This is a genomic window from Pedobacter psychrodurus, from assembly GCF_004331735.1.
Classification (GTDB): Bacteria; Bacteroidota; Bacteroidia; order Sphingobacteriales; family Sphingobacteriaceae; genus Pedobacter; species Pedobacter psychrodurus.
This window is the reverse complement of sequence record NZ_SJSO01000011.1, coordinates 29,187-55,879: the sequence shown is the minus strand read 5'-3', so window position 1 is coordinate 55,879 and position 26,693 is coordinate 29,187. Positions and strand designations below refer to the sequence as shown.

The following is a 26,693-nucleotide window of genomic DNA, read 5'->3' as shown; positions in this document are numbered from 1 at the left end:
TGTAATATTAGAATTTATAAAACAGATTAGGAAACAGGGTGCAATGGCTTTTTACAAACATTACTCATTCGATCTTTGGTTAACGTTGATTAAATCTAATCCAGCATTTAAACAGGAGAGAACACAATATTTTTATCAAAAATTTAATACCAAGCATAAAAGTATAGCAGAAGTTGCTGTAATTTTTCGCCAGGTAGATTTAATGGTTAATGCCATTAACGAGAAAACCGGGAAAAATGTAGATGCCGATGAAATGTATTTAATGGTTATTGGCATGATCAACGATTACGATTTTAATTTTCACGATATCGACCTGGACCAGCTTTATATTGAAATGGAAGCACTCATATTTATGTACATGCCTTTGTTGTATTGCAGCGATTGCTTGGATGTGCTGGCTAAAATTAAAGAATCAGACAAAAGCTCTACAAATATTTTAAGCAATACCGGTTTTATAAAAGGTAAAACGCTTAAAAAAGTAGTCAAGCACTTGGAGATCGATCAATTTATAGATTTTCAACTGTATTCTGATGAAGTTCGGATGTCTAAACCCAATGCCGGATTTTTTCAGTTGATGCTGGATACCATCGACAGAACAAGACACCCTGGATTATTATTAAAAGAGGTGATCCACGTTGGCGATAACCCCCATGCTGATGTTCGCGGGGCAGAAGCAATGGGAATTAACAGCATGCTCATCAATTCCAATCACCTATCTATCTCAAACCTACTCTATGATACCGTATAGTTATTCACTCCATAAAATAGACAATACAGCCAATTTTGGCTTTAGTGCCGACGAGTACAGCCGTTTTAAATTTGGCGATGATCTGGTAGCCAGATCTTTCGGAAAAGATTTAGCCGATGGCTTTATCCGCTATTATTTGGCTGATAATGTAATAACCGATCAGATTGTGGTTATTTCTAGTCCTTATAGTTTTATTCCAACGGCAACCTTTGCCATGAAAAACTATTTCGTTTGCCAGCTTAACCGTTGGTTAGTCGAAAATGGTGGTTTGGCTGTACAGGAAACCAAAGTGCACAGAACCATTACCTATAAAGAAGATTATGGGGAGTTAAGTGCTGAAGAAAGGCTTTCGCTCATCGGTAACGATTCATTCCATATTGATAAAGATTTTCTGGTAGGTAAAACCCTGTTGTTTCTGGATGATATTAAAATTACCGGAAGCCACGAGCGGATGATCTTAAAAATGGCAAAGGAATATGGTTTAAAGAACGAAATGCATATGCTTTATTTTGCCGAACTGGTGAATAAAAACATCCATCCCAATGTAGAAAATTTTCTGAATTACCATCAGATAAAATCTATTTTTGATCTGGAAGAGATTATTGATAGCGGCAATTTTAGGTTTAACACCCGTATTGTGAAATACATTTTAAATACTACTTCGAGCAGTTTTAATCTGTTTTTAGAACGCCGAAGTACCGATTTTATCAACCAGCTTTACGATCTATCTTTAGGGAATAATTACCATACCATAGAGGCGTATTCGAAAAATTTACATCTTATAAAAGACTATATCAAAAACAACAATTATAAATTAATTTAAATATGGCTATTAATTTGCAAAAGGGGCAAAGAGAAAATATCGATGCTCCTAAATTTACAATAGGTTTAGGTTGGGACACCAACAGCTCTTCAACAGGTTCTGCATTCGATTTAGATGCTTCTATTTTTTTACTGAACGATCAAAAAAAACTAATTTCTGACGAAAACTTTGTGTTCTATAACAATTTGGTTTCTCCAGATGGTTCGGTTGAACACACAGGTGATAACTTAACCGGTGATGGCGATGGCGATGATGAGCAGATCAAAATAGATTTAACCAAAGCTGATGCTAAAGTAAACGAAATCTGTATTGTGGTAACCATTCATGATGCTGATAACAGAAGACAAAATTTTGGTCAGGTTAGAAATTCCTTCATCCGTATTTTTGATGCTGTAACCAATGAGGTGATCTTAAAATATGAATTAGAAGAGGATTTCTCTATCGAAACAGCAGTAGAATTTGGAAGGATTTACAAACGCGAAGGCAAATGGAAATTTGAAGCCGTTGGCGTAGGTATGAAAGGTGGCTTACAGGATTATATAAACAAATATCAATAATATTATGGCAATCAATCTTCAAAAAGGACAGCGTATCAGTCTAGAAAAAAGCAACGGTAGCAAACTTCAAAATGTTTGCGTTGGTATTAACTGGGGCGCAATTGAAAAGAAAGGCATGTTCGGTTTCGGATCATCAAAAGAAGCTGTAGATTTAGATGGAAGCTGCGCATTATATAATGAAAACAAACAACTTTTAGAGGTAGTTTATTTTGGTAACCTAAAATCTAAAAACGGTTCTGTAAAACACAGTGGAGATGATTTAACAGGCGACATGGGCGGCGATGATGGCTTAGACAACGAGATTATCACACTTGATTTCTCTCAGTTAGATGCTAGTGTAAACTATGTTGCCTTTGTTTTGAACAGCTTTAGAGGTCACGATTTTGGCACAATTCCTTTTGCTTCAATCCGCATTTATGAAGGAACAACGAAACGTGTTAACGAGGTTTTTGCTAAATTCGATATTGCTAACGGATCTAACTTTGCTGGTCACGTATCGATGGTAATGGGTGTTTTTTACAAGAAAAACGGTGAATGGAAATTTAACGCTATTGGTGAACCAACAAAGGATAAAAAACTGGAAGATACCGTTAAAACCGTAACTCAAAACTATTTATAAGCCTTAAAGCTGGTAATTGATCAAACTATGGAAACCAACCCAAACGTTACCCAAGCCCTTACTCCGGTTAAGCTGGATAAAGATGGCAATGTGGATCTCGAGAAAATAACCTCCGAGGAAACGCTTAAATACAATGAGATTGGAAAATCGTTAGAACCATCAGACGTAAATTCTATCTTGAATTACGGAAGCGATGCCCAAAACTCAATGGAAAAATACAGTAACGAGTTTTTATCGTCTGTACGGACTTATAACAGCGGCGAAGTTGGCGGTTTAATTAACGAACTGCTTACCGAACTGAACTATATAGATGTTTCAGAATTGGAACAGAGTGCATTTAAGAACTTCATTTCTAAAATCCCGTTTTTAAAGAGCCTTGTTGTTGATGTAAAGAAACTTTTCCAGAAGTATGATGTAGTGGTGAATAATATTGATAAAATCACCAACAAAATTAAAGCTGGTAGGTTAAACTCCATTAAAGACAACAGTTCGCTGCAAACCATGTTCGATAGCAATGTTGGTTATATCCATCAAATGGAAGAACTGATTATTGCCGGACAGATGAAATATAACGAGCTGAACATCAAGCTTGCTGAAATGGAAGGCCGACCTGCCGATTATCAGGATTATGAAATTGCCGATTTAAGGGATTTCATTAGCCGTTTGGATAAAAGACTGGCCGATATGAAGATTGTTCGTTTCATTATGCTGCAATCTTTAGCGCAGATCCGTGTGGTGCAGAACAACAATACCTCAATTGCAGAAAAAGCACAGTCGATTGTGTCTACAACCATTCCGGTGTGGAAAAATCAATTGACTATTGCTGTTGCTTTACAAAGGCAAAAAGCCAATGTAGAGATGCAGAAGAAAATTTCGGATACTACAAATACCATTTTGCAGAAAAATGCGGAGATGCTGAAACAAAACAGTATTGATGTAGCCAGAGAGAATGAAAAAACAGTAGTATCTTTGGAAACATTAAAACAAACTACTTCATCGTTGATTGAAACGCTTAATGAGGTTAAACAGATCCATGAAGCGGGTGCACAGAGCAGAAGGGTGTTAGATGGCGAACTTAAAACTTTGGAAACAGAGTTGAAAAAGAACGTTACGAGGGTGAGTTAATTAAAATATGGATGAATACCGCTTAAATATTATCAAAAAATCAAGTGCAGAGATCAACCGTTTACAGTTGCTCTCTGTATTTTTTGATGATGAAGTGATTTATAAAATTTACTTAAGAAGCCAGGTTATTCATCAACTTTTTGCCAACAACGAAGAACTGGAGATCGAAAAATTAGATCTTTTCCATCTTCAGTTTACCGATAGTGTGATTGAGCTGCTCAAAAAGATTAAAAAGAGCAATGAAAAAAACGTATCACTCATCTACGATGAAATTGATCTGAACGAAGAGCTTATCGATCGCATGGCAAGTGCGCTTGTCGGTCAGAAAGGTTTTCAGCAGGATAAACAAAAACAATCGCTTAAAGTCAACTTATCGCTGCGCAAGTTGTTCAGTGTATTGTCTGAGCTCAGTGCCGACTTCCCCTTTTCTAAAAATATCAACGTTTTTAGTTCTAAATACGCCAACGATTTTTATTTCGATCTCACTACTGATCAATTTGCTAAACTGATTGATTTTCAGCGTAAACAGGTATATACCAATGTTTATGCAACCATCGAGAAAAAGCTGATGGGCAAGTTGTGTAAATACGATTTTAGGACCGAATTTTACATTGGTTTAAAATCGGGCGAACTGGTAATTGAAGTATATAAATTTTTAGATATAGACAGTTATTACCTGTTTTTTCCCAGCAGAAACCTGTTCTTATTCTGCGATTTAACCATTTTGAAAGATTTGGATATGTCTAATAACCTTTCTGAGCGTGAGCGGATTGTACAAGAACTACAATATAAAAACGACAAGTTAAAAAGTAACGCTGCGGTTTTAAAAACGGCAATTCCTAATGAGGTTGTTAATTTATTAGAAGATAGTTACGGTAAAATATCAGATATCAATTTCTTAAACCACCTCAATAATTTCGATGTTCAATCGAATATTTTGAAGACCATGCTGAAGACAGATTTGTTTTAAATATAATTGTTCGTCATTGCGAGGAGGAACGACGAAGCAATCTTACAGCTAAGGGTTTATACAAGGTTAGTTAAGTTTTTGGAAATCAGTTACAGTGCTTTTCGGTATTGGCAGTCCCGCTTTTTATGCCAAGTCCTCGCTCGTGCCTCGCTGTGGGCTTTACATTGCAATCGGGTTTAAGGAGCAGAGTTAGTGGTACTATTAACGATATTCTACCTGCCAACTTTTGTTAAATAAACCCGACAGAGCGGAATAGCCCGCAGCGCAGCGAGGACTATGAGCGATGGCGGGGCCACAGCACCTATGAAACACTGAACACATGTTTACAAAATAGAGAAGTCGTCATTGCGAAGAGGAACAACAGCCTGCCCCGATTTTTCGGGGAAGCAATCTTACAAAACTCGCTAATTGATCTGATACATTCAGATTGCTTCGTCAGCCGAAAAAGCCTTCTCGCATCCGATAGCTATCGGATGAAGATTCATCAGGGAAATCTCCAATGTGAGACATAATTTGTTCAATAATAGGCTAATAGCCAAAGAAGTCAAGTTTTTAAAACTTGACTTCTTTTTTATAATTGTCTAATTACTATCTCGTTAATATTGACAGTTTCTGTTTAAACAAATCAATTGTTCTGCTCCAGGCAAGTTTTGCTGCGGTTTCGTTGTATCTCGTTGGTGAGGTATTGTTGTTAAAGGCGTGGTTTACACCATCGTAGATGTAAATTTTGTAATCAATTTTATTGTCTTTTAAAGCCTGTTCATAAGCTGGGATTCCTGCATTGATGCGTTCATCCAAACCGCCGTAATGGAGCATTAAACTCGCTTTAATTTTAGGAACATCAACTACGTTGGCCTGTGCGCCATAATAAGCAACTGCAGCCTGTAGTTTAGGATCGTTAACCGCTAACTTGTTTGCCATTCCACCGCCCCAACAAAAACCAACACAACCCACCTTACCATTTCCATCTTTCCTGTTGCGTAAATATTCCAGCCCTTTTAAATAGTTCTGTAAATTCTTTTCAGGATCTAATTTGCCGATCAACTCGCGCCCCTTATCTTCGTCTGTCGGGGTTCCACCAAGCGGCGAAAGGGCATCAACACCAAGCGCAAGGAAACCTTCGGCGGCAACACGTTTGGTTACATCAATAATATGTGGGTTTAAACCTCGGTTTTCATGAATAACCAGTACACAGCCCAAATTCTTTTTGCCCTTTGGTTTAGCCAGTACAGCTTTCATATCACCATCAGCGCCAGGATAAGTAATATTCTCAACTTCGATGTCATCACTGCTAAAATCTGCAGCAGCAGCGTAGTTATTCTCGAGCATAGGCAGAATAGTGATGGCCAATGCTGTACTACCAGCCAGGATAGCCAATTTTCTCATAAAATCTTTTCTGCTTACCTGGCTGTGGGTATACTCATCGTACAGGTTAATTATTTTCTGGTCCATCTTATTGATTTAGAATTACTATACAAGATAGAAAAGGATGTCGAGATTTGAGGCAGCATTGCCTAAAAGTTACAATACATTTCTTCCCATTTTTTAATCAACATTACACGGTGTTTGGTATATCTAGGTGTTAAAAAAGCATTCGACCAATCGTCGTAATTATCATAAAAGAATTTCAAGAAGAAGATATGAAAGGTAATACCCAGATAAGGAATAGCTTTTAATTCATCATCAGTTAATGGACGCACTTGTTGGTAAGCGTTTAGAAAGGTATCGAAATCCTTTTCTGCCTGTTCTTTGGAGATTAGGTTATTCAATTGGTGGAAGAAATAATGGTTAAGGAACGACATTAAATCGTTGATCAGGTAACCCTCGCCTGCAAAATCGAAATCAAAGAAGGTAATTTTTCCCTGCTCATTAAAATGGAAATTTTTAGGGAAAAAATCATAGTGGCAATAGCCATAACTGAATTTTGAGGTGTCAAACGCTTCGAATTTTTTTACTACTTTATCTGCGATGTTTGTCAGATAGTCAAATTCCTCAGGCATTTCTGAGAAATGTGGCTTCAAATCTCTCAATGGATCATATAAGGTGGTTTCAAAGCTGAATACAGGTCGAGGGTTATTGAGCTTTAACGAAGAAGTAGTTTGATGCAGTTTGGCCATATCACGGCCTAATTGCGTGAGGTGTGTATTTTCGAGGTCCAGAATTACTTTTCCCTCTGCGAAAGAAAACAGTATGCCGTTTCTTATACCCTCTATGGCATTAAATTGTTGGATCTGTTTTCCTTCCACATCAGTAATTGGGTAGGAAACCGAATTTCCATTTGCTTTAAGAATGTTGAGCAACTCTACTTCAGCTTCAATTTCGTTGCGTTTACGATGTGCATAGCGGTAGATTTTGAAGATATATTTCTGGTTCAGATTTTTCAGCACATAAGTATCGCTTACATTTCTGATGAGTAATCGGCATATTGTAGATGGATCTAACTGATAAGCTTCAATTAAATAATCTTTTAAAGCAGCGGCTGATAAGGTGGAGTATTGCGCGGGGAAGATATTCTGCATACGATGGCGTTGGGATTTCAAATATAAATTTTCAAAACGACATCTTAGCGATTAATTAAGACTACCTTACTCATCTTAGGCATGCTGTTTTAAGATTAAACCAATCTGTTGGAGAAAATATTTAATTGCCTTATCGATAGTTTTATCGAAGATAAAGTAGGGATTGCCGAGAACTTTTTAAGTGTTTCTTTAGCGGCACACCTTAAAGATAACCTGATGGGGTTATTCGAGAACAAAAAATTTCTAAATGCTGGTGTGGGTAACGATGCAGTAGTGAATCAGGATAAACTGATCAGGAGCGATGTAATTTACTGGCTCGATAGAAAACACCAAAACCAATACGAAAATGATTTCTTCGATTTGATCGACGAATTTGTTGCATACTTAAACCGTACCTGCTACACCAGTATCACTGGTTACGAGTTTCATTATACGCTTTATGAATCGGGTACATTTTACAAAAAACATATCGATCAGTTTCAGAATAATGGAAGTAGGCAATACTCGATGATTATGTATTTAAACGCAGATTGGAAAGTAGCAGATGGGGGAGAACTGCGCATTTATCATGTTGATGAAGAGCAGAATATCTCGCCTAATAATGGTAAAAGTGTTTTCTTTAAGAGTTCTGATCTGGCACACGAAGTACTCCTTACCCATAAACAAAGAATGAGTATTACAGGATGGCTTAAAATTTAATCTTCAATATCGACAACTGTTAGATGTATTGGAAGCTAGTAAAAGTGATCAGGTAGCTGTGGTAGCGTAAAAAAGGAACTGCTTATACAAGAGATTTCCATCCAAAGATGCGTCCTGCTGAACTTGTTTCAGCATCTATTTTTGAAATCGTTATTGATAAGGAGACTGTATCATAAGTATAGAATTGTCATCCTGTCCAAAGGACTCCTACGGAGAGCCTGTCGAAGGACCTGTTTATATCTCGAAAGGCGTTTCGACTACTTGTCCCGATTTTTCGGGAAGCTCAACGTGACAAATTCGAATGGAACTATAACTTATGATACAGCCTGAACGATCCTCTCCATAGCTTCCAGGTTTGGTTATACTCCACTCGAAATGACGCATGACTAGGTGATGAAATAAAAAAGCGCCATTTCCTCATTTCAGGATTGGCGCTTCGCATATTTAAACGACTAGGTTTAATACGATTATCATCAATTTGCACGGAAACCTTTTGGTGTGCATTGCATCTGACGTTTAAAAAATATGTTAAAATTGGCCGGGTATTCGAAACCCAAGCAATAGGCTATCTGTGCAATATTCCATTCGGTATGTTTTAGCAAGGCCACCGCTTCGGTTGCTATCCTTCTCGAAATATGCTCAGAGGTAGTTTTGCCCGTTACTTCTTTTACGGCATGGTTTAAATGATTTACATGTACCAACAAGCGGCAGGCAAAATCGTGGGCCGTTTTTAACTCCAAAATATGCTCTGTAGAACCAATAGGAAACTGCCTTTCCAATAACTCGATAAATAATGAAGTTAAACGTGCCGATGCATTATTTTGCTTAAAAATAATATCCTGAGGTTTAACTTTTAGCGCTTCGTGAACAATAAGCTGCACATAATTTCTTAGCAAATCATATTTATGGATGTAATCGCCATCCATTTCTTTCATCATTTTAGAGAAGATATCCGTTAATATTACTTCCTGTTCTTCGTTAATGTGGATTACCGGACTATCATTTATGCGCCATAATAAAGAATCGCGAAGGGTTTCGTTACGGTTATAGATAAAATTCTCCGTAAATAAACAGAAAAACCCAGCGGGTTTTGGGGAAGTACTTTCCCAGGAATACGGGATATTTGGATTGGTAAACAGCAATGCCCGGCCTTTGATTTCGATCTGCGCATCAGGGTAATGCAAAATACCTTTGCCAATGATTAGTGAAATCTTATAAAAATCTCTGCGGCTAAAAACAGATGGTACATTGCTGCAAACGGTAGTCCTGTTAAAAACATTAAAGTGCCCGATATCATTGATCATCCCTAAGCTCGGTGTAGGAATTTCTGGACGCGTGATTTTTAATTTATTATAAAAATCTTCTAATGTTTCTTTTTTTTGAAGGGTAGAAAGCTCTTGATTTTTTGATAACATATTTTAAGTGCTTAATACAGTAAAGTTAGGGTTTAATCGTCATTCCTTCGTGCATTTCCTCGGTTGGTTCTGCCACTAATTTGTCACCTTCTGTTAAATCGCCAAAAACTTCTACCTTATCGTCGGTTTCTCTACCTTTTTTTACCCCCACTTTAACCGCCTTGTTATCGGCTACTTTTAACACGAATAATCCTTCACTGGTATCCAACAAAGCTTTTTTAGAAATAATAAAGGTACTGGCGTTGGCCGGCAGGGGAATGTTCACCTCTGCAACCATGCCCGGCAATAAAATTTTTGAAGCATTTGGCACATCCATTTCAATGCGTTCAGCGCGTAAGCGTAAATCTAAGGCACCTGATAAACGCTTCACTTTAGCTATAAAGGTTTGGCTGGGTAAAGATTTAACTGTAAAACTGATCTCATCACCAGCCTTTAAATATCCGGTATACACCTCAGGAATAGAAACCGCCAAACGTAAGTTTTTCTGATCCTGCAAAGTAAACAACGGCAAATCAGATCCTTTACCTGTTGGACCCACATATGCACCTAAATTTACATTTCTGGCTGATATAATTCCGCTGAACGGTGCCCTGATGGTTAAATAATCCTGAACCGAACCTACCTCTTTATAGGCCGCTTTTGCAGCTTCGAGCTGTGCCAGGTCTGCGTTCTTTTTTGCCATCGCCTGATCGAGATCATTGGTGGAAATGGTACCAGGGGTTTTACTGGTTTCATACAAACGGTTGTAATTGGCTTTGCTGGCAGTATAAATCGCTTCCTGTGCTTTTATCCTCGACTGTGTTGCCGCCAACTGCGAAGTCATTTCTGGAGCTTCCAAAGTCATTAATAATTGGCCTTTGCTTACTTCTGAGCCGATATCAACCTTTAAGGTTTTCACAAAACTGCTTACTTTGGCATATAAATCAACTTGCTGCAAAGCAATTAATTCGCCTGGTAAATTCAGTTTGGTTGATAGTTTCTCTTTTTTAAGCTCGAAGGTGGCTATTGTTGCTTCTTTTTCTTTCTTGGCTGTTACTTTCGATTCGGAGTGCCCACAGCCATATATGGCCGTTAGCATTAAAAATCCTGTACTTAATAATCCTGTTGAAAATATCTTCCTATTCATTTGTAATGATGATTTATGCGTTTTCTTGTAAACCTTTAATGTAATGGATGCTTTCTTCGTCTTCCGGATCAAGCGATATCGAATCGGTAGTCTGTTTTCCCTGAACCCATGCAAATACCAACGGCAATATAATGAGTACGGCGAATGTTGAAGCCAATAAACCACCAATAACTGCTCTGCCCAGTGGTGAAACTGCTCCACCACCTTCGCCATGTCCAATGGCCATTGGCAACATCCCTGCAATCATCGCAATACTTGTCATAATGATTGGGCGTAAACGTAAAGCTGCTGCTTCGCGTGCCGATTCGAGTGCATTGCCGTTGTGCTTCCTTAATTGCTCAGCATTGGTGATGAGCAATACCGCATTGGCGATAGATACCCCAACCGACATGATAATCCCCATATACGATTGAAGGTTCAAGGTTGATCCGGTAAGGGTTAATAACAATAGTGAGCCTAAAATAACCGCTGGCACAGTGGCTAAAATAACCAATGGAACTTTAAAAGACTGGAAATTAGCTGCCAGCATCAAGAAAATTACCACAATGGCCACAAATAAACCTGATTGTAAGCTATCTAAAGTATCTGTTAACACTTTACTTAAACCAATGGCAGTAACATTTAACCCCCTTGGCAGTTCACCAATGGCTGCAATGGCTTTTTCTACATCTTTTGATGCTGTTCCCAAATCGGTATGGTAAAGGTTTGCCGTTACCGATAAGAAAGGCATCGCGCCAATGTTATCATTTTCACCAGCAGTAGTATCGGGAGTGATTTTGGCTACGTCGCTTAAAACTGGTCGGGCTGAGTTTTTTAACAAAGGTATTTCGCCAATATCATCTTTGCTGGTCATCTGGTTAAGTGGCACCTGAACCTGAACACTATAAGGCAAAGCCGCTTTTTCATCCAACCAGATGTTTTTATCGGTATAACGGGATGATGAAGTTGAGGCAATTAATGATCTCGAAATATCAGCCATGTCTACCCCAATCTGTGCTGCACGTGTCCTGTCGATATCGATATTTAAAGATGGATATTTAATGGGTTGTGCTAGCTGAACATCCCTCATGTATGGGATTTCTTTTAATTCCGCCAGGATTTTATTCGCATACTTTTCATTCAGTTTTTTGTTTTTACCTGCAATACGCACTTCAACAGGAGTGGGAGAGCCTTGGCTTAATACTTTATCTGTTAGTTCTATAGGCTCGAAAGAAAGTTTAACATCAGGTAAAAGTGTTTTGATTTTTTCTCTGAACTGATCCTTGAAATCGTCCATGTCTTCTTCGTAATCTTTTAAACTTACCTGGAAAACGGCCTCATGCGGACCAGCCATAAACTGATAAATCGGATTTACCGAAAATTGGGCGGGGTGCTGACCAACATAAACGGAAGAAATACCCATGTGTTCTTCGCCAACCATTTTTTTCAACTCAGCCAAAACCACATTTGCTTTTTCTTCGGTACGTTCTAAACGTGTTCCATCGGGTGCGCGTAAACGTAATTGAAACTGACTTGAGTTCACCCTTGGCAAAACATCTCGGCCAATATTAGCCAACAAGAGGGCGGCCAAACCAATAATCACCACCAGATAAAGTAGCACAACTGGTTTTCGGTAAGGCAGTATCCGATCAAGGAAACGCATAAAACGGTTCCGGAACTTATCAAAGAAACCAATTTTACCATTGCCACTAAAATCTTCACGTTCTACCAGTACTCTTTTCTGGTTCAAGGTATCTTTCTCCGATTCGAGTGTAATGCCGGTTGCTGCAAAATCAGCCTCATCCTGTGTAATCCCTGGATGATTTTTATTTCCTTTTTTAGGGTGTGCAACCATCAGCCAGTTGGCCATAATCGGTACGAAAGTTTGCGATAACAGAAATGAAACCACCATCGAAAAGCCGATGGCCAGTGCCAAGGGTAAGAATAAGGCCCCTGGAATGCCTGTCATGGTAAAGGCAGGCGCAAATACGGCAAGGATACAGAATAGAATCAAAAGTTTCGGGAAAGCGATTTCCTTACAGGCATCCCAAATGGCCAGTGCCTTGGGCTTGCCCATATCAAAATGCTGGTGGATGTTTTCTATCGTTACAGTCGATTCATCTACCAAGATACCAATGGCTAAAGCCAATCCGCTCAGCGTCATGATATTGATCGTTTGTCCGAATAATTTCAGGAACAAAACACCAGCGATAATAGAGGTAGGAATGGTGAGGATTACGATCAATGCCGCACGTTTATCACCAAGGAAGAGTAAAACCATCAACCCCGTTAATATCGCACCTATTGCCCCCTCACTGATCAGACTTTTTACGGCGTTGATTACATAAACAGACTGGTCGAACTCGTAAGAAAGCTTAACGTCTTCCGGTAAGGTATTCTGGATGTTCGGTAGGTTTTTCTTTAAATTTTTAACCACATCCCAGGTAGAGGCATCTCCGGATTTAGCAATACTTAAATATACGGAGCGTTTGCCGTTGATTAAAGCATAACCCGCTACTAAATCGGCTCCATCTTTAACAGTAGCCACATCGCGAAGCTGTAAATTCTGCACACTGCCTTTAAATAAAGGAATGGTTTCAAAATCTTTAACTTTTTTAATGGTATAATTGGTAGGAGTGATATAGTTTTTATCGCCAATCCTCACATTTCCTGAAGGTGCGGTCTGATTATTTAGCCTGATGGCTTCAACCACTTGGTCTACTGTTAGGTTATGTGAACGCAAAAGTGATGGATTCACATTGATTTCTATTGTTCTTGGACTACCGCCAAAGGGAGCAGGAGAAAGTAAGCCCGGAATAGCGGAGAAACTAGGGCGCACATAGGTGTTGGCCAAATCTTGCAGTTCATTATTGGTGCGAATAGGGCTGCTCAATACCAATTGTCCAACCGGAAGCGACGAAGCATCAAAACGGATAACGAATGGTGGTTGCGAACCTGGTGGGAAAATGGCTTGTGCTCTGGTAGATAGGGCGCTTAGCTCTGCTGCTGCCTGAGCCATGTTGGTGCCTTCGTAATAAGTAAGTTTCATTAACATTAAACCCTGCGTATTTTTGGTTTCGATACTTTTAATACCGTTTGCAAAAAGAAGGATATTAACGTACTGTTTACCAAAGTAAGCCTCCATCTGGTCGGGTGTGTAACCGCCAAATGGGTGAGCAATATAAATTACCGGAAGGTTCATCTGCGGAAGGATATCAACCTTGATCTGGTTGATGGCCCCAATACCGAAAAAGAACAATCCAGCCACTAAAACTAAGATGGATATGGGTTTGCGGAGTGCGAAACGTATTAAATTCATTTATATAGCCAGATTAAAATTCGTTGATAAATAGGTCGTAATTGCCAAGTGCTGCCGATTTTAACAACAAAGCCTGCCAAACATTGGTAAAGGCAATATCCCGATCGGTTTCGGCTCGGTTTAATGTGAAAAGTGCCTGGGTAAGATCTACCAATGTGGTGAGCCCGTTTTTGTAAAGCGTATTTTTCTGCAGATAAGCATCCGATGCAGCTTTTACCTGGATAGGTGCTTCTCTATAATTGGCCAAAGCATTGGTCAATTTGGTTTCAGCTAGTGCCAATTGCGCTTTCAACTGTTGATCAACAAGGTTATATTCTTCCTTTAAACCCTGGCTAATGTATTCTTGTGCACGTACCTGTGGACGGTTTTTAAGTAAAGTTGACAGGTTCCAGGTCATTCCTATGCCAATCAAATAGTTTCCGCGGGTAGGATTTATACCATCTGTATAACTGGTAGAATAAGCAGTTTGGTCTAAGGCATATCCTGGACTAAAACCCGAACCGCGGCCTTGCATTACACCAAAAAAACTAAAGGTTGGATAATATAATTTTTTAAAATAATTAACCTGTTGCTGGCTAACATCTACGCGGTTTTGGTAAAACTTTAAAAGTGGGTGTGAGTTTTTGATCACTGTATCTTCCAGCAGATTGCCAGGGATACGCGTAATCGAAGCGGTATCCAGATCGTATGAGGTTGCTGTTAATCCCATTAAAACGCCCAGGCGGTTGGCCTGTTCCTGTTCCAGATCTTTAGCTTTTGTTAAAGCAATTTTGGCGCTAGATACTTCGGCTTTTGCGAAAGAAGAATCTACCCCTGCAATTAATCCGTTTTTAGCCCTGATTACGGCAGTATTTTTAAACGTAACAGCCCGATCGAGATTTTTCTGTTGTGATTTGCTTAACCTTTGCGCAGCAAGCAAATTTAAATAAGCTGCAGAAACACGAATTTCCTGCTGGAATTTTTCCTGTTCCAGGTCGTTTTTGTCTCTTTGGTAAGCGGCATCGGCAATTTTAATGCGTTCTCTGATTTTTCCAAAAGTGAAGAAATCCCAGTTTACGTTGGCCAGATAAAGCCCGCCAAATGCGGCATTCCAGTTCTGTTTTTCTAAAGAAGGACCAGAGGAAGCTGTTCCCAGGCCACCAAGACCATATTGTGGTCCGTTTTGGCCGTTAATGGTTCCATAATCTTGTTGTGCACTTAAGCTGAAGTTTGGCAAATACTCTCTTTTTGCCTGTTGGATAGAAGATTTTGATGCATTTGCATAATTATCTTTTGCCTTTATGGTGCCATAATTGCTTAACGCGGTATTAACAGCTTGCTTAAGACTAAGCGTTTGCGCATTTACGCTGATGGATAGATTAATAAATGATAATAGCGAAAAATAAAATAAAGATGTACGAGACATAGTGTATAATTTACACGGCAAATGTAAATTATGATCGCAATATCAAAGTATTCGGTTCAAATCAAAAATTATGCGAATCAAATAATAATCGAATTGTTACTTAAGGGTTGATAAGGGGCAATTTATACTGCTAAAAACAACAAGGAGGCTGTATCATAAACTGTCTTGAAGTATCGTCATCTCGACCGTAGTGTTCCAAAGGAGTTCCTTTGGAACATTATGCGTTGCTCCGGTTGAGATGATGCCGATTTTTAGAATCTATAAATGGTACCCTGTCGAAGAACTTGCTTAAATATCTGGGAAGACGTTTCGACTATTGTTCCGATTCTTCCTATCGTGTGGACACAATTCCATTCATCATACGTCATTCCCGTGAAAACGGGAATCTTAAAGCTTTAGACATTGCTCATTAATCTTTCTTGTTGCATTAAGATTGCCAGTCAAGCTGGCAATGACGGTCAATGCTAAGGATATTGCAAAAGGTGTGTCCACAAGGTAGGGTTCTTCGGGAAGTTCAATGTTACAAATTCAGATGGAATTCCAAATATGATACAGCCTGTTATTAACAACGAGTTTAGGATTCCTCTGTATAACTTTTAAAATTATCCAGAATGGCTTGCCAGCCAACACGTTGCATTTCGATAGGGTTGGTAGATTCTGCATCGAAAGTTTCGGTTATCCTGGTTTGTTCACTTAATGCATCAAAAACAATGCTTACGGTTCTGCCATCTTCCATGGTATATTCGATTTTTTTGTTTTGATCAACCGTGGTGTAAGTTCCTCCGAAATCAAAACTCATGCTGCCATCTTTTGCAGCCATGGTGCTTTTAAATTTGCCACCAACTTTTAAATCGTTTTCTGAATAAGGGGTATGCCAATCGGGTGAGGCAAAACTCCATTTGGTGATGTGATCCGGATTATTCCAAAATTCCCAAACTTTTTCTACCGGTGCATTTACTGTAGTTTCTACGGTGATTGATGTGCTATTTTCCATTTTTTCTTGGTTTAAAATTGTTAAATAAAGTTATAGGAACTTTTGAAGCCTAGAAAGTGTAAATGCGACAAATTAAGGGGTGAAATGCCCCTTAATTTTTTCTGTTAGTACCGGTTAAAAATGTTATTTTGTTAATGTATATCGGTATAAATAAAGGTAACAGTATCTTTTGATACCAATCCGCTCATATTCCCACCTGTGTAAACTGCTTTATAACTTGATCCTTTTTTTAGATCGTAAGCCTTAAGCAGATCAGCATTGGCAACTAAACTATCGCCTGGATTTACCTTGGTATAACTCGATGCGGGAGGTGGCATCATTCTTTTGGCCATTGCACCTTTGTACTGCGCTTCTTCTCCTTTTTCATCGATAATGCTTAAATAGCTACTCATTAACGGTTCAAATGGTGTGTGCCAGATACAGAAACTTTTTGCAGTATCAGTGTTATTGTACACCACAAACCTTAACAATAACGGATCGCCAGAGGCTACGTTACCATTTATTTTTATTTTGACTTCCAGCGAATCGGTTTTGTTTGTAGTACCTGTTTGCGCTGTGCTTTCGCTCTTGCTGTTAGCCGTATTTCTTGTGGCCTCACTACAGGCCGAAAATAATACTAAAAGAGCAGGGATAATTAATTTGATGTTTTTCATGAGGGTTTTAGTTTATAAGCAATCGAAAATCAATATTGTTTGAATGAATCAAACTAAATCGATTAAGTATTGGCAAATATAGAATACTTATTTACAGATAAGAAATCTGTTTTTGATAGATCTCGAAAGATAATTCTGTTTGCAACGGGAATAGCGGGTTTTGCATTTGTAATGCGAAATAGGAAGTCTAATGGCGATAAAATCGCTCTTCTCGCCCATCCCCGTTACAAACGGGGGACGATATTGGGTCTCCGTGGCAAAAAACTAAAGTCTTAGCGTGATGCTAAACTAGGTGATTGGAAAACTAATTCGCATTTACTAAAAAGTGAGCGATACGGCAGGCATAACCTGTTGATTTTGGGTTGTGCTGATCGCTGATACGTACACTTAATTTATGCGTGCCGTTAGTTAGTTGATCGCCCAGGAGCAGGTACCATGGTAAATGTAAGCTCGAACTCCACTGTGTGTACAGATCAATCATTTTTTCTTCTCCATTATCTATGCGGTAATGAAGCGCTCCAGCATCCGGACCCGATAAAATAGCAATCCCCACGGCATTGCCTTTAAATATTAAATCGAAGGTACTGTTCCTTGTGCTGCTTTCGAGCACTGGGATATTAACAAAACCTGGCCTTCCTTCCAGCCCGTGGGTTGGCTTCCAGTTTTTAGTTATGCTAAAAGTATTTAAGTTTTCGGCAGAAGTAATACTGATGTATTGTCCTTTTGCATAAGCAAATTTATCAATGATTTTAGGGAGGTTACCCGTCGGTTTCTTGTTTGCATTTTTCTGATTTTCTTCCAGATAAGTTTTAATGGTATTGAAATAAAGTTGCTGGCCAAAAGGTGATGGGTGCAGGTCTTTAAAATCACTTTTCCAGGTAAATTCTCTATTGGCAATACGTTTATCAACTTCTAAAGCGATGTTAATAAATGGCAAATGGTAATATTCGGCTAAATCGCTGTGTACCTTTACTTCAGTTGGGATTTTGCCTTTATTAAAATCATCATTTTTATCTTCATCAGCAAAAGCCATCATCACGATATCCGTTTTTGGGTTTTTATTTAACGTGTGTCTGATAATGCCTTCCAAAGCACGGTGCTGGGTTTGTTCTGCCGTTTGGTTTACATGGTCATTTACAGCCGATTCTATAAATAACAGGTCTATTTTTCCACTATCGAGTACATCGCGCTGAAGCCGGAAGGCGTGTGGTAAACTGCCCAATGATGGAATACCTGCGTTGATGAATTTAAATTTAATTTGCGGATAAGTTTTGTTTAGATAATTACGCACCAATCCACGCCAGCCTTCCATATTGGTAATCGATCCGCCTAAAAAGGCAACCGTTACAGGCTCGTTTTTTCCTAACTTTTCAGCTGTATTACTACTAAAGCCATTAAACGTAATGAAAGAAGAAGATTGAAGCTTGTTTTGGGCGAAGCTTTTAGAAATTAATGTGGTTACCAATATGGTTAGGCAAAGAAAAGAGGTCAGTTTCATATGGATTAACGTAAATCAAAAGTAGCAAAATTTAGTACTGATCGGCAATGCTTTAGCGAAAATACTTAAGTAATCAAAACCAGATTTTTCATCCGTTTGCTTAAATTCAACGTATGTAGGTGTAAATCCTAAATATAAAATGATGAAAAGAAAGATGATTTGCCTTGCTGTTATACTTTTGAGTGTAATAAATCTCAATATTTACGCCCAGGAAACCAAAAACCACCGTATTGAGGTAGGAAGTAAAGTGCCTGATTTTAGTCTGAAAGACGATAATGGTAAAGATTTTAAGGTGAGTGATTATTTGGGAAAGAAAAAAATGGTCATTTATTTCTATCCAAAAGATGAGAGCAGTGTTTGTACCAAAGAAGCCTGTGCATTTAGAGATAGTTACCAAGAATTTAAATCAACCGATGCCATAATTATCGGTATCAACTCTGGAACGGTACAGAGCCATGCCGATTTCAAGAAACATCATAATCTGCCTTTTACGCTTTTAAGCGATCCGGATAATAAGGTATTAAAAATGTTCGGGGTGAAGGATGTGATGTTTTTAACAGGGCGCGAAACCTTTCTTGTTGATCTGGATGGAAAAGTAGTGTTTAAATTTAAAGGTATGCTAAAGGGCGATGAACATGCCAGCAGTGTATTGGCCTTTTTGAAAAAGAAATAGTTTTTTCGATTAATTAAAGCCAGTTTGCATGGCGGCCATTTTCTTATTCCCAAAGCTTTTAATGATAAATGTGAGAGCAGTTTGGTACAACTATTATTGTTTCTCCCGCTTTCTATTTTGCTTCGCGTCCACTCCATCCGATAGCTATCGGATCGGGGCTAGGTGGCGCTGTCTGTACTAAAATGATAGGCTGGACGTTTATGCGCCAATTTCTACAGTCCTTTGTTCAATAAACCCGGTAGTAGCGGTTCCGATTCTTCATCGGAATTAGCGAATAACGGGACTGCTGTTACCGAAGAACTACTGCATTTTCGTTTTCAGAAAATAAAAGGAATATTAAATTAGCTTGTCGCCAACGTTTTCTTCCTTCTAAACCTTTTCACCTGCCCCATATGTTCAGTCGGGATATTATCTCCCAACAATTTCCCCCACGGTTTAAGTCCATCAATCCGATCAAAGATGATTTTCATTACCGCAATAAACGGAATGGAAAGGAACATGCCTGGGACGCCCCAAAGTGCAGCGCCCATTAATACAATTACGATAGAAATAAGTGCATTGATCTGCACTTTGCTTGAAACAATGCGTGGCACAAGGATATTATTATCTATAAATTGGATTAACGCATAAGCACCTATAATTAACAGTTGGGTAGTAAAACCATCCATAGTTAAAGTAGCCATTAACACCGGCAAAGCAATAGCGATAATGCCGCCAATATAAGGCAGCAAGTTTAATATTGCCCCTATAACACCAATAAGGATGGCATTTTGTACACCGAGTATAAGCAGGGCGGCAGAGTTCATTATTGCAACAATAGAAGTTTCGATCAATAAACCGATAATATAACTTTGTATCGCTGCTTTCGTTTCGCCCAAAATCTCGGCAACTTTTTGTTTGTTCTCCTCCGAAAATACTTCATAAATGAAATTAAGGATCAATGTTTTGTACAGTAAGATCAGAAAGGTATAAACGGGGATGAGGAAAACAACACTTAATATACCCATTAATCCGCTAAGGGTTTGGCCAATTAAGGCTTTACTTCCATTTGCAGCATCGTTAACCATTTGCATCTGTTTTTGAGAGGAGATGCCAAAGGTAGTTTGTAGCCAATTTCTGATATCTTCCAGCAGTTGTGATAATTTGTGTTTAATGCTTTCTAAATCGTCAAAAAAGTGAGCAACCTGCGAGGATAGAAAATAGAGTATGGCAATTACAACCACAATACCGATAATCATAGCGAGCATAATACTTACTATTTTGGGCATTTTTCTTTCGAAACGATTGGTAAGTGGATTAAGTAATATCGCAATCAGGGCTGCAAAAGCAAGTGGCACAAGAATATCTCTTAGCACACTCATCATAAATACTGTAATTACTAATCCTAAAAGAATTACAGGAGCTTTGATGTAAAATGGGTAGGTTTTAAGCATTTTTAGATAGGTTCACCGTTCAACAACCATAAGGTAACAAAATTGTTTTAAAGTTTTTTAGCTGTTTAAGGAATAGATGACTGTAGCATAATTATTTTTTGATTTCAATTCGCAGAAATGGCAAACACTACCTGGTTATTTTATAAATTTAGCACCATATTGTATTAATAATTAAAAACTACTAATGAGAAATAGCTTTCTAATAACCATCTGTTTGTTTTTGTTTAGCCATCTTTTAAGTGCTGCTGAAGTAGATACCGCTTTAACTTATAGCAAATCGATGAAAAAAAATATTAAAGCGGTAGTAATTAAGCCCGATAGCTATACAACAGGAAAATCTTTTCCGGTAGTTTACCTGCTCCACGGTGCTGGCGGCAACTATGCTGAATGGGCCAAAAAAGTACCGGGGATTAAAAACCTGGCCGATCAATATCAATTCATAATTGTATGCCCTGATGGCAATGTAACCAGCTGGTATTTCGATAGTCCTGTAGATTCTGAATGGAAATATGAAACCTATGTGGCTAAAGAGTTGGTTAGCTATATCGATGAACATTATAAAACCATTGCCGGGAAAAAGGGTAGGGCCATTACTGGTTTGAGTATGGGCGGCCATGGTGCATTATACCTGGCTATTAAACATCAGGATGTTTATGGTGCTGTGGGCAGTATGAGTGGCGGTGTAGATCTTAAACCTTTTCCAAATGGGTGGAATATATCAAAAAGGTTAGGTACACAGGATGAATTTCCAGAACGGTGGAAACAGAACAGTGTGATTGACATGATCTACCAGATTAAACCTGGAGCACTTGCTATTGCCATCGAATGTGGTACCGAAGATTTTTTCTATAAAATGAATATACGCTTGCATGATGAACTCTCGTATAACAATATTCCCCACGATTTTACCGCCAGGCCTGGTGTACATAACTGGGATTATTGGGCCAATGCCATTAAGTTTCAGAGCGTGTTCTTAAGTAATTATTTTAACGCAAAACCTTAAATACCCTTTAAGCTGTGCGTTTTCACTAATCCGCTGGATAAAATGATTTGTATTCAGTATTATTCTTCACCAGTAATTTGTTTAGCCTTGTTTCAGTTGAGCATTCGCTGGTAAACGATGGGGCAACCCATTAATTGGGATTAAAATAAAATAATTAAGCCGCTTTTTCTTTTATGCGGGTAACCATACGGCTCGCATTAAAATTAAGGCATCATTTTATGTAAAAAATTAACTTTTAGATTACATACAAAATAAAGACTTACCATATTTTTGACCGTTCTCGAAATCTTATTTATATAACAGGAAACGAAGATTTAAAACCAAAATGAAATACTTAGTCAAAGAAATCAGTGAGGGAAACTGCGATATTACGTTATTGCCGGAAAACCTGAATGATAGAAATCTTTTAGCCGAAACAACGAAAAACCTTCAGCGCGATTATCAAGAAACTATCCAATCGCATTATGAACATGCATTGAAAAATGAAGTTCATGGTAATGCGGCATTTGTTTCCTTAAACAATGAGGAAAGTAATTATCCGAAAAGAGTAAATGTAAACTACCAGATTATCCTAAGTTAAGCGGATAATTTTCTGGCAAAGGCTTTCTTTATGGCGAAGAAAGCCTTTTTTGTTTTAGGACCGTTTTATTGTTCAAAACTAACTGGATTAAAATTAAGGGATATCAATTCATGATATAGATACTTTGTTAGAGTTGATCCACAGGAAAAAAAATGATGTTTCAGCAGCGAATCCAGCTATCATTGAGAAAATGAATGATGTTATGGCGAAGAAACATGTGGAGCATAAAAAATTTCCTTTTACTAAATCGAAGTAATTCAGGTAACAAAATTAATTTAATCCTGACCATTAAGGCATTAAGGGCATTAAGTTTGGTTATGGCTATAAGATTGCTTCGCCGAAAATCAGAATCGCAATAACAACTGTCGTATGAACTAATGATCAGTAAATCAATAATTATTCCTCTGAAAATAAACGGTTAAAATGATTTTCGAGGTGATTTCTCATCGCGTTGCGGAAAAGCTCAGGCGACCCGTTTTCTAAAATATCAACCAAACCTTTGTGCGATACAAACTTATGCAGTTGTCCTTGCTTTTTTAGTAAGCCACTATTATGTACAAAATCGAATATTGGTAATAGCATGCTCTGAAATTTTCTCAAAGTTTCGTTTCCGGTGATATCATAAAGCTTTCCGTGAAAAGCAATCTCATGTTCGATATTAAACAAATGATCTTGGGAAGCCTCAGGCTCATTATCTACAATGGTTCTCAATTCTTTCAGATCTTCGTTGGTGATGCGCTGAAAAAGAAAATCAGCCATTCCAATTTCGAGCACCAACCTGATTTCGAATATTTCTTTCAGGGTTCCCTGATCTAAAATATGTGGATTCATACTTTTAGAAAGAATGCCAAATAAATCTGGACTGGTAATCACCGCACCTTTTTTCTTTTTCGATTCGATCAATCCCATCATCCGTAATCTCAACATGGCTTCGCGAACAACTGTTCTGCTTACACCCAAGGCGGCACAAAGCTCGAGCTCGGTAGGGATGCTATCTCCAACCTTAAGCTTGCGCTCCTGCAAAAGTTGAACAAGCTTATCTTCTACACGATCTACCAACGAACTGGTATCCACTTGTTTAAAATTACTAATGCTCTCCATTATTATGTATAATTTATTTTCTTAAAATATGTCTTTAAATAGCTCTATGAGCAAATATAAAGTTAAGCAGCTAAATATTCGCGCAAAATTTATCAAAACCATTTGCAAATAACTAAAATAAATCGGTACTTAGTATTATTATGTATAACATAATACAAAACAAGATAACCAAATTATGAAAGAAATTTACATTAAACTCATGAAGCAGTGTATGCCATTGGTGTTGTTGTTTGCAACAATCCCGGCATTTGCGCAACAAACCATTAGTGGGAAAGTTACCGATGCAAGCGGACAGGGTATCCCAAGTTCAACCGTTATGGTTAAGGGTACAAAAAACGGAACTTCTACCAATCCATCCGGAGTTTATAACATCAAAGCCAATAAAGGTGATGTTTTAGTCTTCAGTTTTACCGGATACCTATCACAGGAAATTACCATCCAGGATCAGAGCTCGATTAATGTGAAACTTTTAGAAGATAGCAAAGGTTTAGATGAAATAGTGGTAGTAGGTTATGGTACTCAAAGCAGACGTAGTATTACCAGTTCGATTTCTAAATTAGATAAGGATGTATTGGCCAGTACGCCAAGATCGAATGCAGCATCCGCATTACAAGGAACAGTACCTGGTTTGCAGGTTGTAACTGCCTCTGGACAACCAGGAGCGGCACCTGCTATACTACTTCGTGGTGGAGCATCGATCAACAGTCCTGGTGCACCTTTGGTGATTGTTGATGGGGTAATCCGATCGCTAAACGATATTTCTTCTGAAAACATCGAATCGATAGAAACCTTAAAGGATGCCTCTGCAACAGCTATTTATGGCGCCAGGGCAAACAATGGGGTAATATTGGTCACCACCAAAACCGGTAAAGCAGGCAGTGCGCAGATTTCGTACAAATTTACTGGTGGTTATAATCAGGAGCGTAAAGGCTACCAGTACATGGGGGCTGGAGATTATATCTATTATACTCGTTTGGGTTATTTAAACGCCGGAAGAACTTTGGCACAGGCCAATGGTTCAAGAGGTTTGGGACTTTCTACCAACGCTGCCGATCTGGCGAGTTTCGATATCAAAACTTATATTGCGGGCACTACCGTATTGCCAAGTGGCTGGCAATTGGTAAACGATCCTTACGGAGGTCAGATTATGTATAAAGACCACGGCGGGGAAGTTGAAGATCTGGTTTTCCAGAATACCTATACCAAAGATCATTATGTAAGTGCCAGTGGTGGGAACGATAAAGGGAAATATTTTGCTGCTTTTGATGCTTACAACGAAGATGGTGTAATTGTAGGTTCGAAATATAAAAGATATACCGGTGATATCAACGGATCGTATAAAATTAAACCAAATGTTGAAATCAGCTCGGGTGTAACTTTATCCACTTCTTCACAATTGGGAACAATTGGCGGCGAGGTAAATACCCTGTACAGAAGTTTAGCCATCTGGCCAACATTTAATCCATGGATTGATGAGGCAAAAACAGTAGCCAATCCAGGTAACAGTACCAGTGATGGTAACCCATTATATTGGTTGGGCCGACTGGATAGGTCAAATGAGGTAAACAGGATCATAGCTAATGCAGCTGTGAAATGGGATATTATTCCAGGGCTTTATTTCAAAGCAACGGGTAATGCCTATCTTTTCGAAACATTGGATCAGTCTTTTCAAAAATCGACACAAACTTATGCGCAGATTTTTGCCAATTCGGGCAGTAGTACTACCAGAAGTTCTGCAAATGCATTTAGCAGGGATTTTCAAACGCAATACAATGGTATATTAAACTATACCAAAAGTTTTGGCAAACACAATTTTAACTTAATGGGCGGTGGAGAGTATTTCGATGTAAAATCTTATGCTTCTCAGGTATTGGGGCAGAATGCACCAACAGATGATATTCCAACAGCAAATGCCTCTACAACTTTTGCTGCAGGTAGTAATTTTACAACTCGTACAGAATATAAAATTTTATCGGCCTTTAGTCGTTTTGCCTACGATTTCGATCAGAAATATCTTTTTACTGCTGTATTTAGATTGGATGGGGCATCTAGTTTAGCAAGTGAAAATAGAAATGGCATTTTTCCCGGAGTTTCTGCAGGATGGAATGTACACCGTGAAGAATTTTTCAAAAACTCAAAGATTAGTCAGATCATTTCGAGCCTTAAACCAAGGATCAGTTATGGTCAGAATGGAAATATTGCTGGTTTAGGCCGATACGAAACCCAGGGTGTTTACAGCTTGCAGGGAAATTACAATGGTAGTGCCGGTTTCTTGAATACTGGAATTATCAACAGTGATTTAAGATGGGAAAAAAGTAAAACCACAGATCTAGGTTTGGATATGGGTTTATTAAATGACCGCATTACGGTGATTTTTGATTATTACGACCGTAAAACCAGTGATCTTTTAACCAATCTCGATCTGCCAAGTTATACCGGGTTCTCGAGTTTTAGAACCAACCTTGGTACATTTCAAAACAAAGGTGTAGAAATCGGTATTGATGCAAAAATCATTGATAAAGGCGGTTTCAAATTTAATGCAGGAGCCAATGCATCATTTGTGAAAAACAAAATCCTGAAATTACCTTTCAATGGAAATGAGAACAACAGACAAGGCGGTTTACAGATTTACGATCCCGCATCTGGTAAGGTAATCTGGGTTGGTGGTTTACAGGAAGGACAGCCATTGGGCAACATGTACGGTTACAGACAGGTTTCAATTTTTAAAGATGCGGCCGAAGTTGCTGCCGTTGCAGGCAACAGAACCGACGCTATTGCTGGTATAACCGGTCCTAATTTAGCTACTGGAGCCAACGGAAGAATTACCGCTGGTGATGTAAACTGGGAGGATGTAAACAGCGATAATATTATCGACTCGAGAGATCAGGTTTATTTAGGCAATATTTATCCAAAATGGACCGGTGGTTTTAATTTTAATGCGAGCTATAAAGGCTTTGGCCTTTACAATAGATGGGATTTTGCTTTAGGACACACCATTTACAATGATTTAGTGGCCCGTACATTGGGTAATTATCAGGGTACATTCAATTATATCGATCTACAGGCACAGGCATGGTCGCCAACTAACACTGATACCGATATTCCGAAGGTTTATTATGCCGATCAGGTTGCAGGTTCTAAACAAAACTATACCCGTGCCAACAATGGAAATGCGGTATTGAATGGGAACAACTCACGTTTTTATGAAAAAGGCGATTACTTATGCTTAAGAGAGATTACCCTTTCTTACGATCTGCCTAAAGGACTTTTACAAAAATCGAAATTCTTTAACAATGCAAGGATTTACTTAACGGGAAGCAACCTATTGTACATCACCAAATTTTCTGGCCCATCGCCAGAGCCACCAGTATCTGGAACTACCATTACGGGGATTTATTCGGGAACATACCCAACGCCACGTACATTTATTATGGGACTTCAGCTAGGTTTTTAA

22 protein-coding genes are annotated in these 26,693 nt (G+C 38.6%); 11 read left to right on the top strand and 11 right to left on the bottom strand.

Features of this window, described 5'->3' with window-relative positions; all coding sequences use genetic code 11:
- Positions 1-43 precede the first annotated feature (43 nt).
- From EZ456_RS14345 to EZ456_RS14320, 6 genes are read left to right on the top strand one after another with little or no spacing between them, the layout of a single operon-like run.
- Positions 44-748 carry an HAD family hydrolase gene (locus EZ456_RS14345; protein ID WP_131531213.1) on the top strand — a complete coding sequence of 235 codons (705 nt, stop codon included), beginning with the start codon at positions 44-46 and terminating at the stop codon, positions 746-748.
- Positions 735-1,571 (top strand): phosphoribosyltransferase family protein, encoded by an 837-nt coding sequence (locus EZ456_RS14340; RefSeq protein WP_131531211.1) that lies wholly within the window; start codon positions 735-737, stop codon positions 1,569-1,571. Before EZ456_RS14345 ends, EZ456_RS14340 begins: the two co-directional genes overlap by 14 nt.
- Before the next feature lie 2 nt (positions 1,572-1,573).
- Positions 1,574-2,128 carry a TerD family protein gene (locus EZ456_RS14335; RefSeq protein WP_131531209.1) on the top strand — a complete coding sequence of 185 codons (555 nt, stop codon included), beginning with the start codon at positions 1,574-1,576 and terminating at the stop codon, positions 2,126-2,128.
- Positions 2,129-2,132: 4 nt separating this feature from the next.
- Complete coding sequence (locus EZ456_RS14330) at positions 2,133-2,747, top strand: TerD family protein (RefSeq protein ID WP_131531207.1); 615 nt, start codon at positions 2,133-2,135, stop codon at positions 2,745-2,747.
- 27 nt (positions 2,748-2,774) lie between these two features.
- On the top strand, positions 2,775-3,872 hold the full coding sequence (locus EZ456_RS14325) for a toxic anion resistance protein (RefSeq protein WP_131531205.1): 1,098 nt from the start codon (positions 2,775-2,777) through the stop codon (positions 3,870-3,872).
- Between the two features lie 7 nt (positions 3,873-3,879).
- Entirely contained in the window at positions 3,880-4,842 is a 963-nt protein-coding gene (locus EZ456_RS14320; protein ID WP_131531203.1) for a hypothetical protein, read from the top strand.
- Between the two features lie 588 nt (positions 4,843-5,430).
- Here EZ456_RS14320 and EZ456_RS14315 read toward each other — a convergent pair.
- Complete coding sequence (locus tag EZ456_RS14315) at positions 5,431-6,294, bottom strand: dienelactone hydrolase family protein (RefSeq protein WP_131531201.1); 864 nt, start codon at positions 6,292-6,294, stop codon at positions 5,431-5,433.
- A 62-nt stretch (positions 6,295-6,356) separates the two neighbouring features.
- On the bottom strand, positions 6,357-7,361 hold the full coding sequence (locus tag EZ456_RS14310; protein WP_131531199.1) for a phosphotransferase enzyme family protein: 1,005 nt from the start codon (positions 7,359-7,361) through the stop codon (positions 6,357-6,359).
- Positions 7,362-7,469: 108 nt separating this feature from the next.
- On the opposite strand from EZ456_RS14310, the gene EZ456_RS14305 reads away from it, so the two are divergent.
- Positions 7,470-8,060 carry a 2OG-Fe(II) oxygenase gene (locus EZ456_RS14305; RefSeq protein WP_225876549.1) on the top strand — a complete coding sequence of 197 codons (591 nt, stop codon included), beginning with the start codon at positions 7,470-7,472 and terminating at the stop codon, positions 8,058-8,060.
- Positions 8,061-8,533: 473 nt separating this feature from the next.
- Here the strand turns inward: EZ456_RS14305 and EZ456_RS14300 are convergent, their stop codons facing one another.
- The 7 genes from EZ456_RS14300 to EZ456_RS14270 all read right to left on the bottom strand — a co-directional run bounded on the left by EZ456_RS14300 (position 8,534) and on the right by EZ456_RS14270 (position 18,449).
- Positions 8,534-9,475, bottom strand: coding sequence for a helix-turn-helix domain-containing protein (locus EZ456_RS14300; RefSeq protein WP_131531197.1), 942 nt, complete (start codon positions 9,473-9,475; stop codon positions 8,534-8,536).
- A 25-nt stretch (positions 9,476-9,500) separates the two neighbouring features.
- Positions 9,501-10,601 carry an efflux RND transporter periplasmic adaptor subunit gene (locus tag EZ456_RS14295; protein ID WP_131531195.1) on the bottom strand — a complete coding sequence of 367 codons (1,101 nt, stop codon included), beginning with the start codon at positions 10,599-10,601 and terminating at the stop codon, positions 9,501-9,503.
- A 13-nt stretch (positions 10,602-10,614) separates the two neighbouring features.
- Entirely contained in the window at positions 10,615-13,899 is a 3,285-nt protein-coding gene (locus tag EZ456_RS14290; RefSeq protein ID WP_131531193.1) for an efflux RND transporter permease subunit, read from the bottom strand.
- Between the two features lie 13 nt (positions 13,900-13,912).
- Positions 13,913-15,304, bottom strand: coding sequence for a TolC family protein (locus tag EZ456_RS14285; protein WP_131531191.1), 1,392 nt, complete (start codon positions 15,302-15,304; stop codon positions 13,913-13,915).
- Positions 15,305-15,878: 574 nt separating this feature from the next.
- Entirely contained in the window at positions 15,879-16,298 is a 420-nt protein-coding gene (locus EZ456_RS14280) for an SRPBCC family protein (RefSeq protein WP_131531189.1), read from the bottom strand.
- A 131-nt stretch (positions 16,299-16,429) separates the two neighbouring features.
- The gene (locus tag EZ456_RS14275) at positions 16,430-16,951 is read right to left on the bottom strand and encodes a protease (RefSeq protein ID WP_131531187.1); all 522 of its coding nucleotides are present in this window, start codon (positions 16,949-16,951) and stop codon (positions 16,430-16,432) included.
- Between the two features lie 304 nt (positions 16,952-17,255).
- Positions 17,256-18,449 carry an SGNH/GDSL hydrolase family protein gene (locus EZ456_RS14270; protein ID WP_131531185.1) on the bottom strand — a complete coding sequence of 398 codons (1,194 nt, stop codon included), beginning with the start codon at positions 18,447-18,449 and terminating at the stop codon, positions 17,256-17,258.
- Between the two features lie 142 nt (positions 18,450-18,591).
- Here EZ456_RS14270 and EZ456_RS14265 point away from each other — a divergent pair, with 142 nt between their 5' ends.
- The gene (locus tag EZ456_RS14265; RefSeq protein WP_225876548.1) at positions 18,592-19,122 is read left to right on the top strand and encodes a peroxiredoxin; all 531 of its coding nucleotides are present in this window, start codon (positions 18,592-18,594) and stop codon (positions 19,120-19,122) included.
- 341 nt (positions 19,123-19,463) lie between these two features.
- Here the strand turns inward: EZ456_RS14265 and EZ456_RS14260 are convergent, their stop codons facing one another.
- Positions 19,464-20,555, bottom strand: coding sequence for an AI-2E family transporter (locus tag EZ456_RS14260; RefSeq protein WP_131531183.1), 1,092 nt, complete (start codon positions 20,553-20,555; stop codon positions 19,464-19,466).
- Between the two features lie 184 nt (positions 20,556-20,739).
- Between EZ456_RS14260 and EZ456_RS14255 the strand changes: the two genes are divergently transcribed.
- Both EZ456_RS14255 and EZ456_RS14250 read left to right on the top strand, forming a co-directional pair.
- Entirely contained in the window at positions 20,740-21,558 is an 819-nt protein-coding gene (locus EZ456_RS14255; RefSeq protein ID WP_131531181.1) for an alpha/beta hydrolase, read from the top strand.
- Positions 21,559-21,883: 325 nt separating this feature from the next.
- On the top strand, positions 21,884-22,138 hold the full coding sequence (locus EZ456_RS14250; RefSeq protein WP_131531179.1) for a hypothetical protein: 255 nt from the start codon (positions 21,884-21,886) through the stop codon (positions 22,136-22,138).
- A gap of 396 nt (positions 22,139-22,534) precedes the next feature.
- Here EZ456_RS14250 and EZ456_RS14245 read toward each other — a convergent pair whose 3' ends face one another.
- The gene (locus EZ456_RS14245; RefSeq protein WP_131531177.1) at positions 22,535-23,239 is read right to left on the bottom strand and encodes a FadR/GntR family transcriptional regulator; all 705 of its coding nucleotides are present in this window, start codon (positions 23,237-23,239) and stop codon (positions 22,535-22,537) included.
- A 175-nt stretch (positions 23,240-23,414) separates the two neighbouring features.
- Between EZ456_RS14245 and EZ456_RS14240 the strand changes: the two genes are divergently transcribed.
- Positions 23,415-26,693, top strand: coding sequence for a SusC/RagA family TonB-linked outer membrane protein (locus EZ456_RS14240; protein ID WP_131531175.1), 3,279 nt, complete (start codon positions 23,415-23,417; stop codon positions 26,691-26,693).

What these genes read in the sequence shown, in the direction of transcription:
- EZ456_RS14345 (WP_131531213.1), top strand. Translation starts at nt 44, where the DNA reads ATGGCTTTTTACAAACATTACTCATTCGATCTTTGGTTAACGTTGATT.
- EZ456_RS14340 (WP_131531211.1), top strand. Translation starts at nt 735, where the DNA reads ATGATACCGTATAGTTATTCACTCCATAAAATAGACAATACAGCCAAT.
- EZ456_RS14335 (WP_131531209.1), top strand. Translation starts at nt 1,574, where the DNA reads ATGGCTATTAATTTGCAAAAGGGGCAAAGAGAAAATATCGATGCTCCT.
- EZ456_RS14330 (WP_131531207.1), top strand. Translation starts at nt 2,133, where the DNA reads ATGGCAATCAATCTTCAAAAAGGACAGCGTATCAGTCTAGAAAAAAGC.
- EZ456_RS14325 (WP_131531205.1), top strand. Translation starts at nt 2,775, where the DNA reads ATGGAAACCAACCCAAACGTTACCCAAGCCCTTACTCCGGTTAAGCTG.
- EZ456_RS14320 (WP_131531203.1), top strand. Translation starts at nt 3,880, where the DNA reads ATGGATGAATACCGCTTAAATATTATCAAAAAATCAAGTGCAGAGATC.
- EZ456_RS14315 (WP_131531201.1), bottom strand. Translation starts at nt 6,294, where the DNA reads ATGGACCAGAAAATAATTAACCTGTACGATGAGTATACCCACAGCCAG.
- EZ456_RS14310 (WP_131531199.1), bottom strand. Translation starts at nt 7,361, where the DNA reads ATGCAGAATATCTTCCCCGCGCAATACTCCACCTTATCAGCCGCTGCT.
- EZ456_RS14300 (WP_131531197.1), bottom strand. Translation starts at nt 9,475, where the DNA reads ATGTTATCAAAAAATCAAGAGCTTTCTACCCTTCAAAAAAAAGAAACA.
- EZ456_RS14295 (WP_131531195.1), bottom strand. Translation starts at nt 10,601, where the DNA reads ATGAATAGGAAGATATTTTCAACAGGATTATTAAGTACAGGATTTTTA.
- EZ456_RS14290 (WP_131531193.1), bottom strand. Translation starts at nt 13,899, where the DNA reads ATGAATTTAATACGTTTCGCACTCCGCAAACCCATATCCATCTTAGTT.
- EZ456_RS14285 (WP_131531191.1), bottom strand. Translation starts at nt 15,304, where the DNA reads ATGTCTCGTACATCTTTATTTTATTTTTCGCTATTATCATTTATTAAT.
- EZ456_RS14280 (WP_131531189.1), bottom strand. Translation starts at nt 16,298, where the DNA reads ATGGAAAATAGCACATCAATCACCGTAGAAACTACAGTAAATGCACCG.
- EZ456_RS14275 (WP_131531187.1), bottom strand. Translation starts at nt 16,951, where the DNA reads ATGAAAAACATCAAATTAATTATCCCTGCTCTTTTAGTATTATTTTCG.
- EZ456_RS14270 (WP_131531185.1), bottom strand. Translation starts at nt 18,449, where the DNA reads ATGAAACTGACCTCTTTTCTTTGCCTAACCATATTGGTAACCACATTA.
- EZ456_RS14265 (WP_225876548.1), top strand. Translation starts at nt 18,592, where the DNA reads ATGAAAAGAAAGATGATTTGCCTTGCTGTTATACTTTTGAGTGTAATA.
- EZ456_RS14260 (WP_131531183.1), bottom strand. Translation starts at nt 20,555, where the DNA reads ATGCTTAAAACCTACCCATTTTACATCAAAGCTCCTGTAATTCTTTTA.
- EZ456_RS14255 (WP_131531181.1), top strand. Translation starts at nt 20,740, where the DNA reads ATGAGAAATAGCTTTCTAATAACCATCTGTTTGTTTTTGTTTAGCCAT.
- EZ456_RS14250 (WP_131531179.1), top strand. Translation starts at nt 21,884, where the DNA reads ATGAAATACTTAGTCAAAGAAATCAGTGAGGGAAACTGCGATATTACG.
- EZ456_RS14245 (WP_131531177.1), bottom strand. Translation starts at nt 23,239, where the DNA reads ATGGAGAGCATTAGTAATTTTAAACAAGTGGATACCAGTTCGTTGGTA.
- EZ456_RS14240 (WP_131531175.1), top strand. Translation starts at nt 23,415, where the DNA reads ATGAAAGAAATTTACATTAAACTCATGAAGCAGTGTATGCCATTGGTG.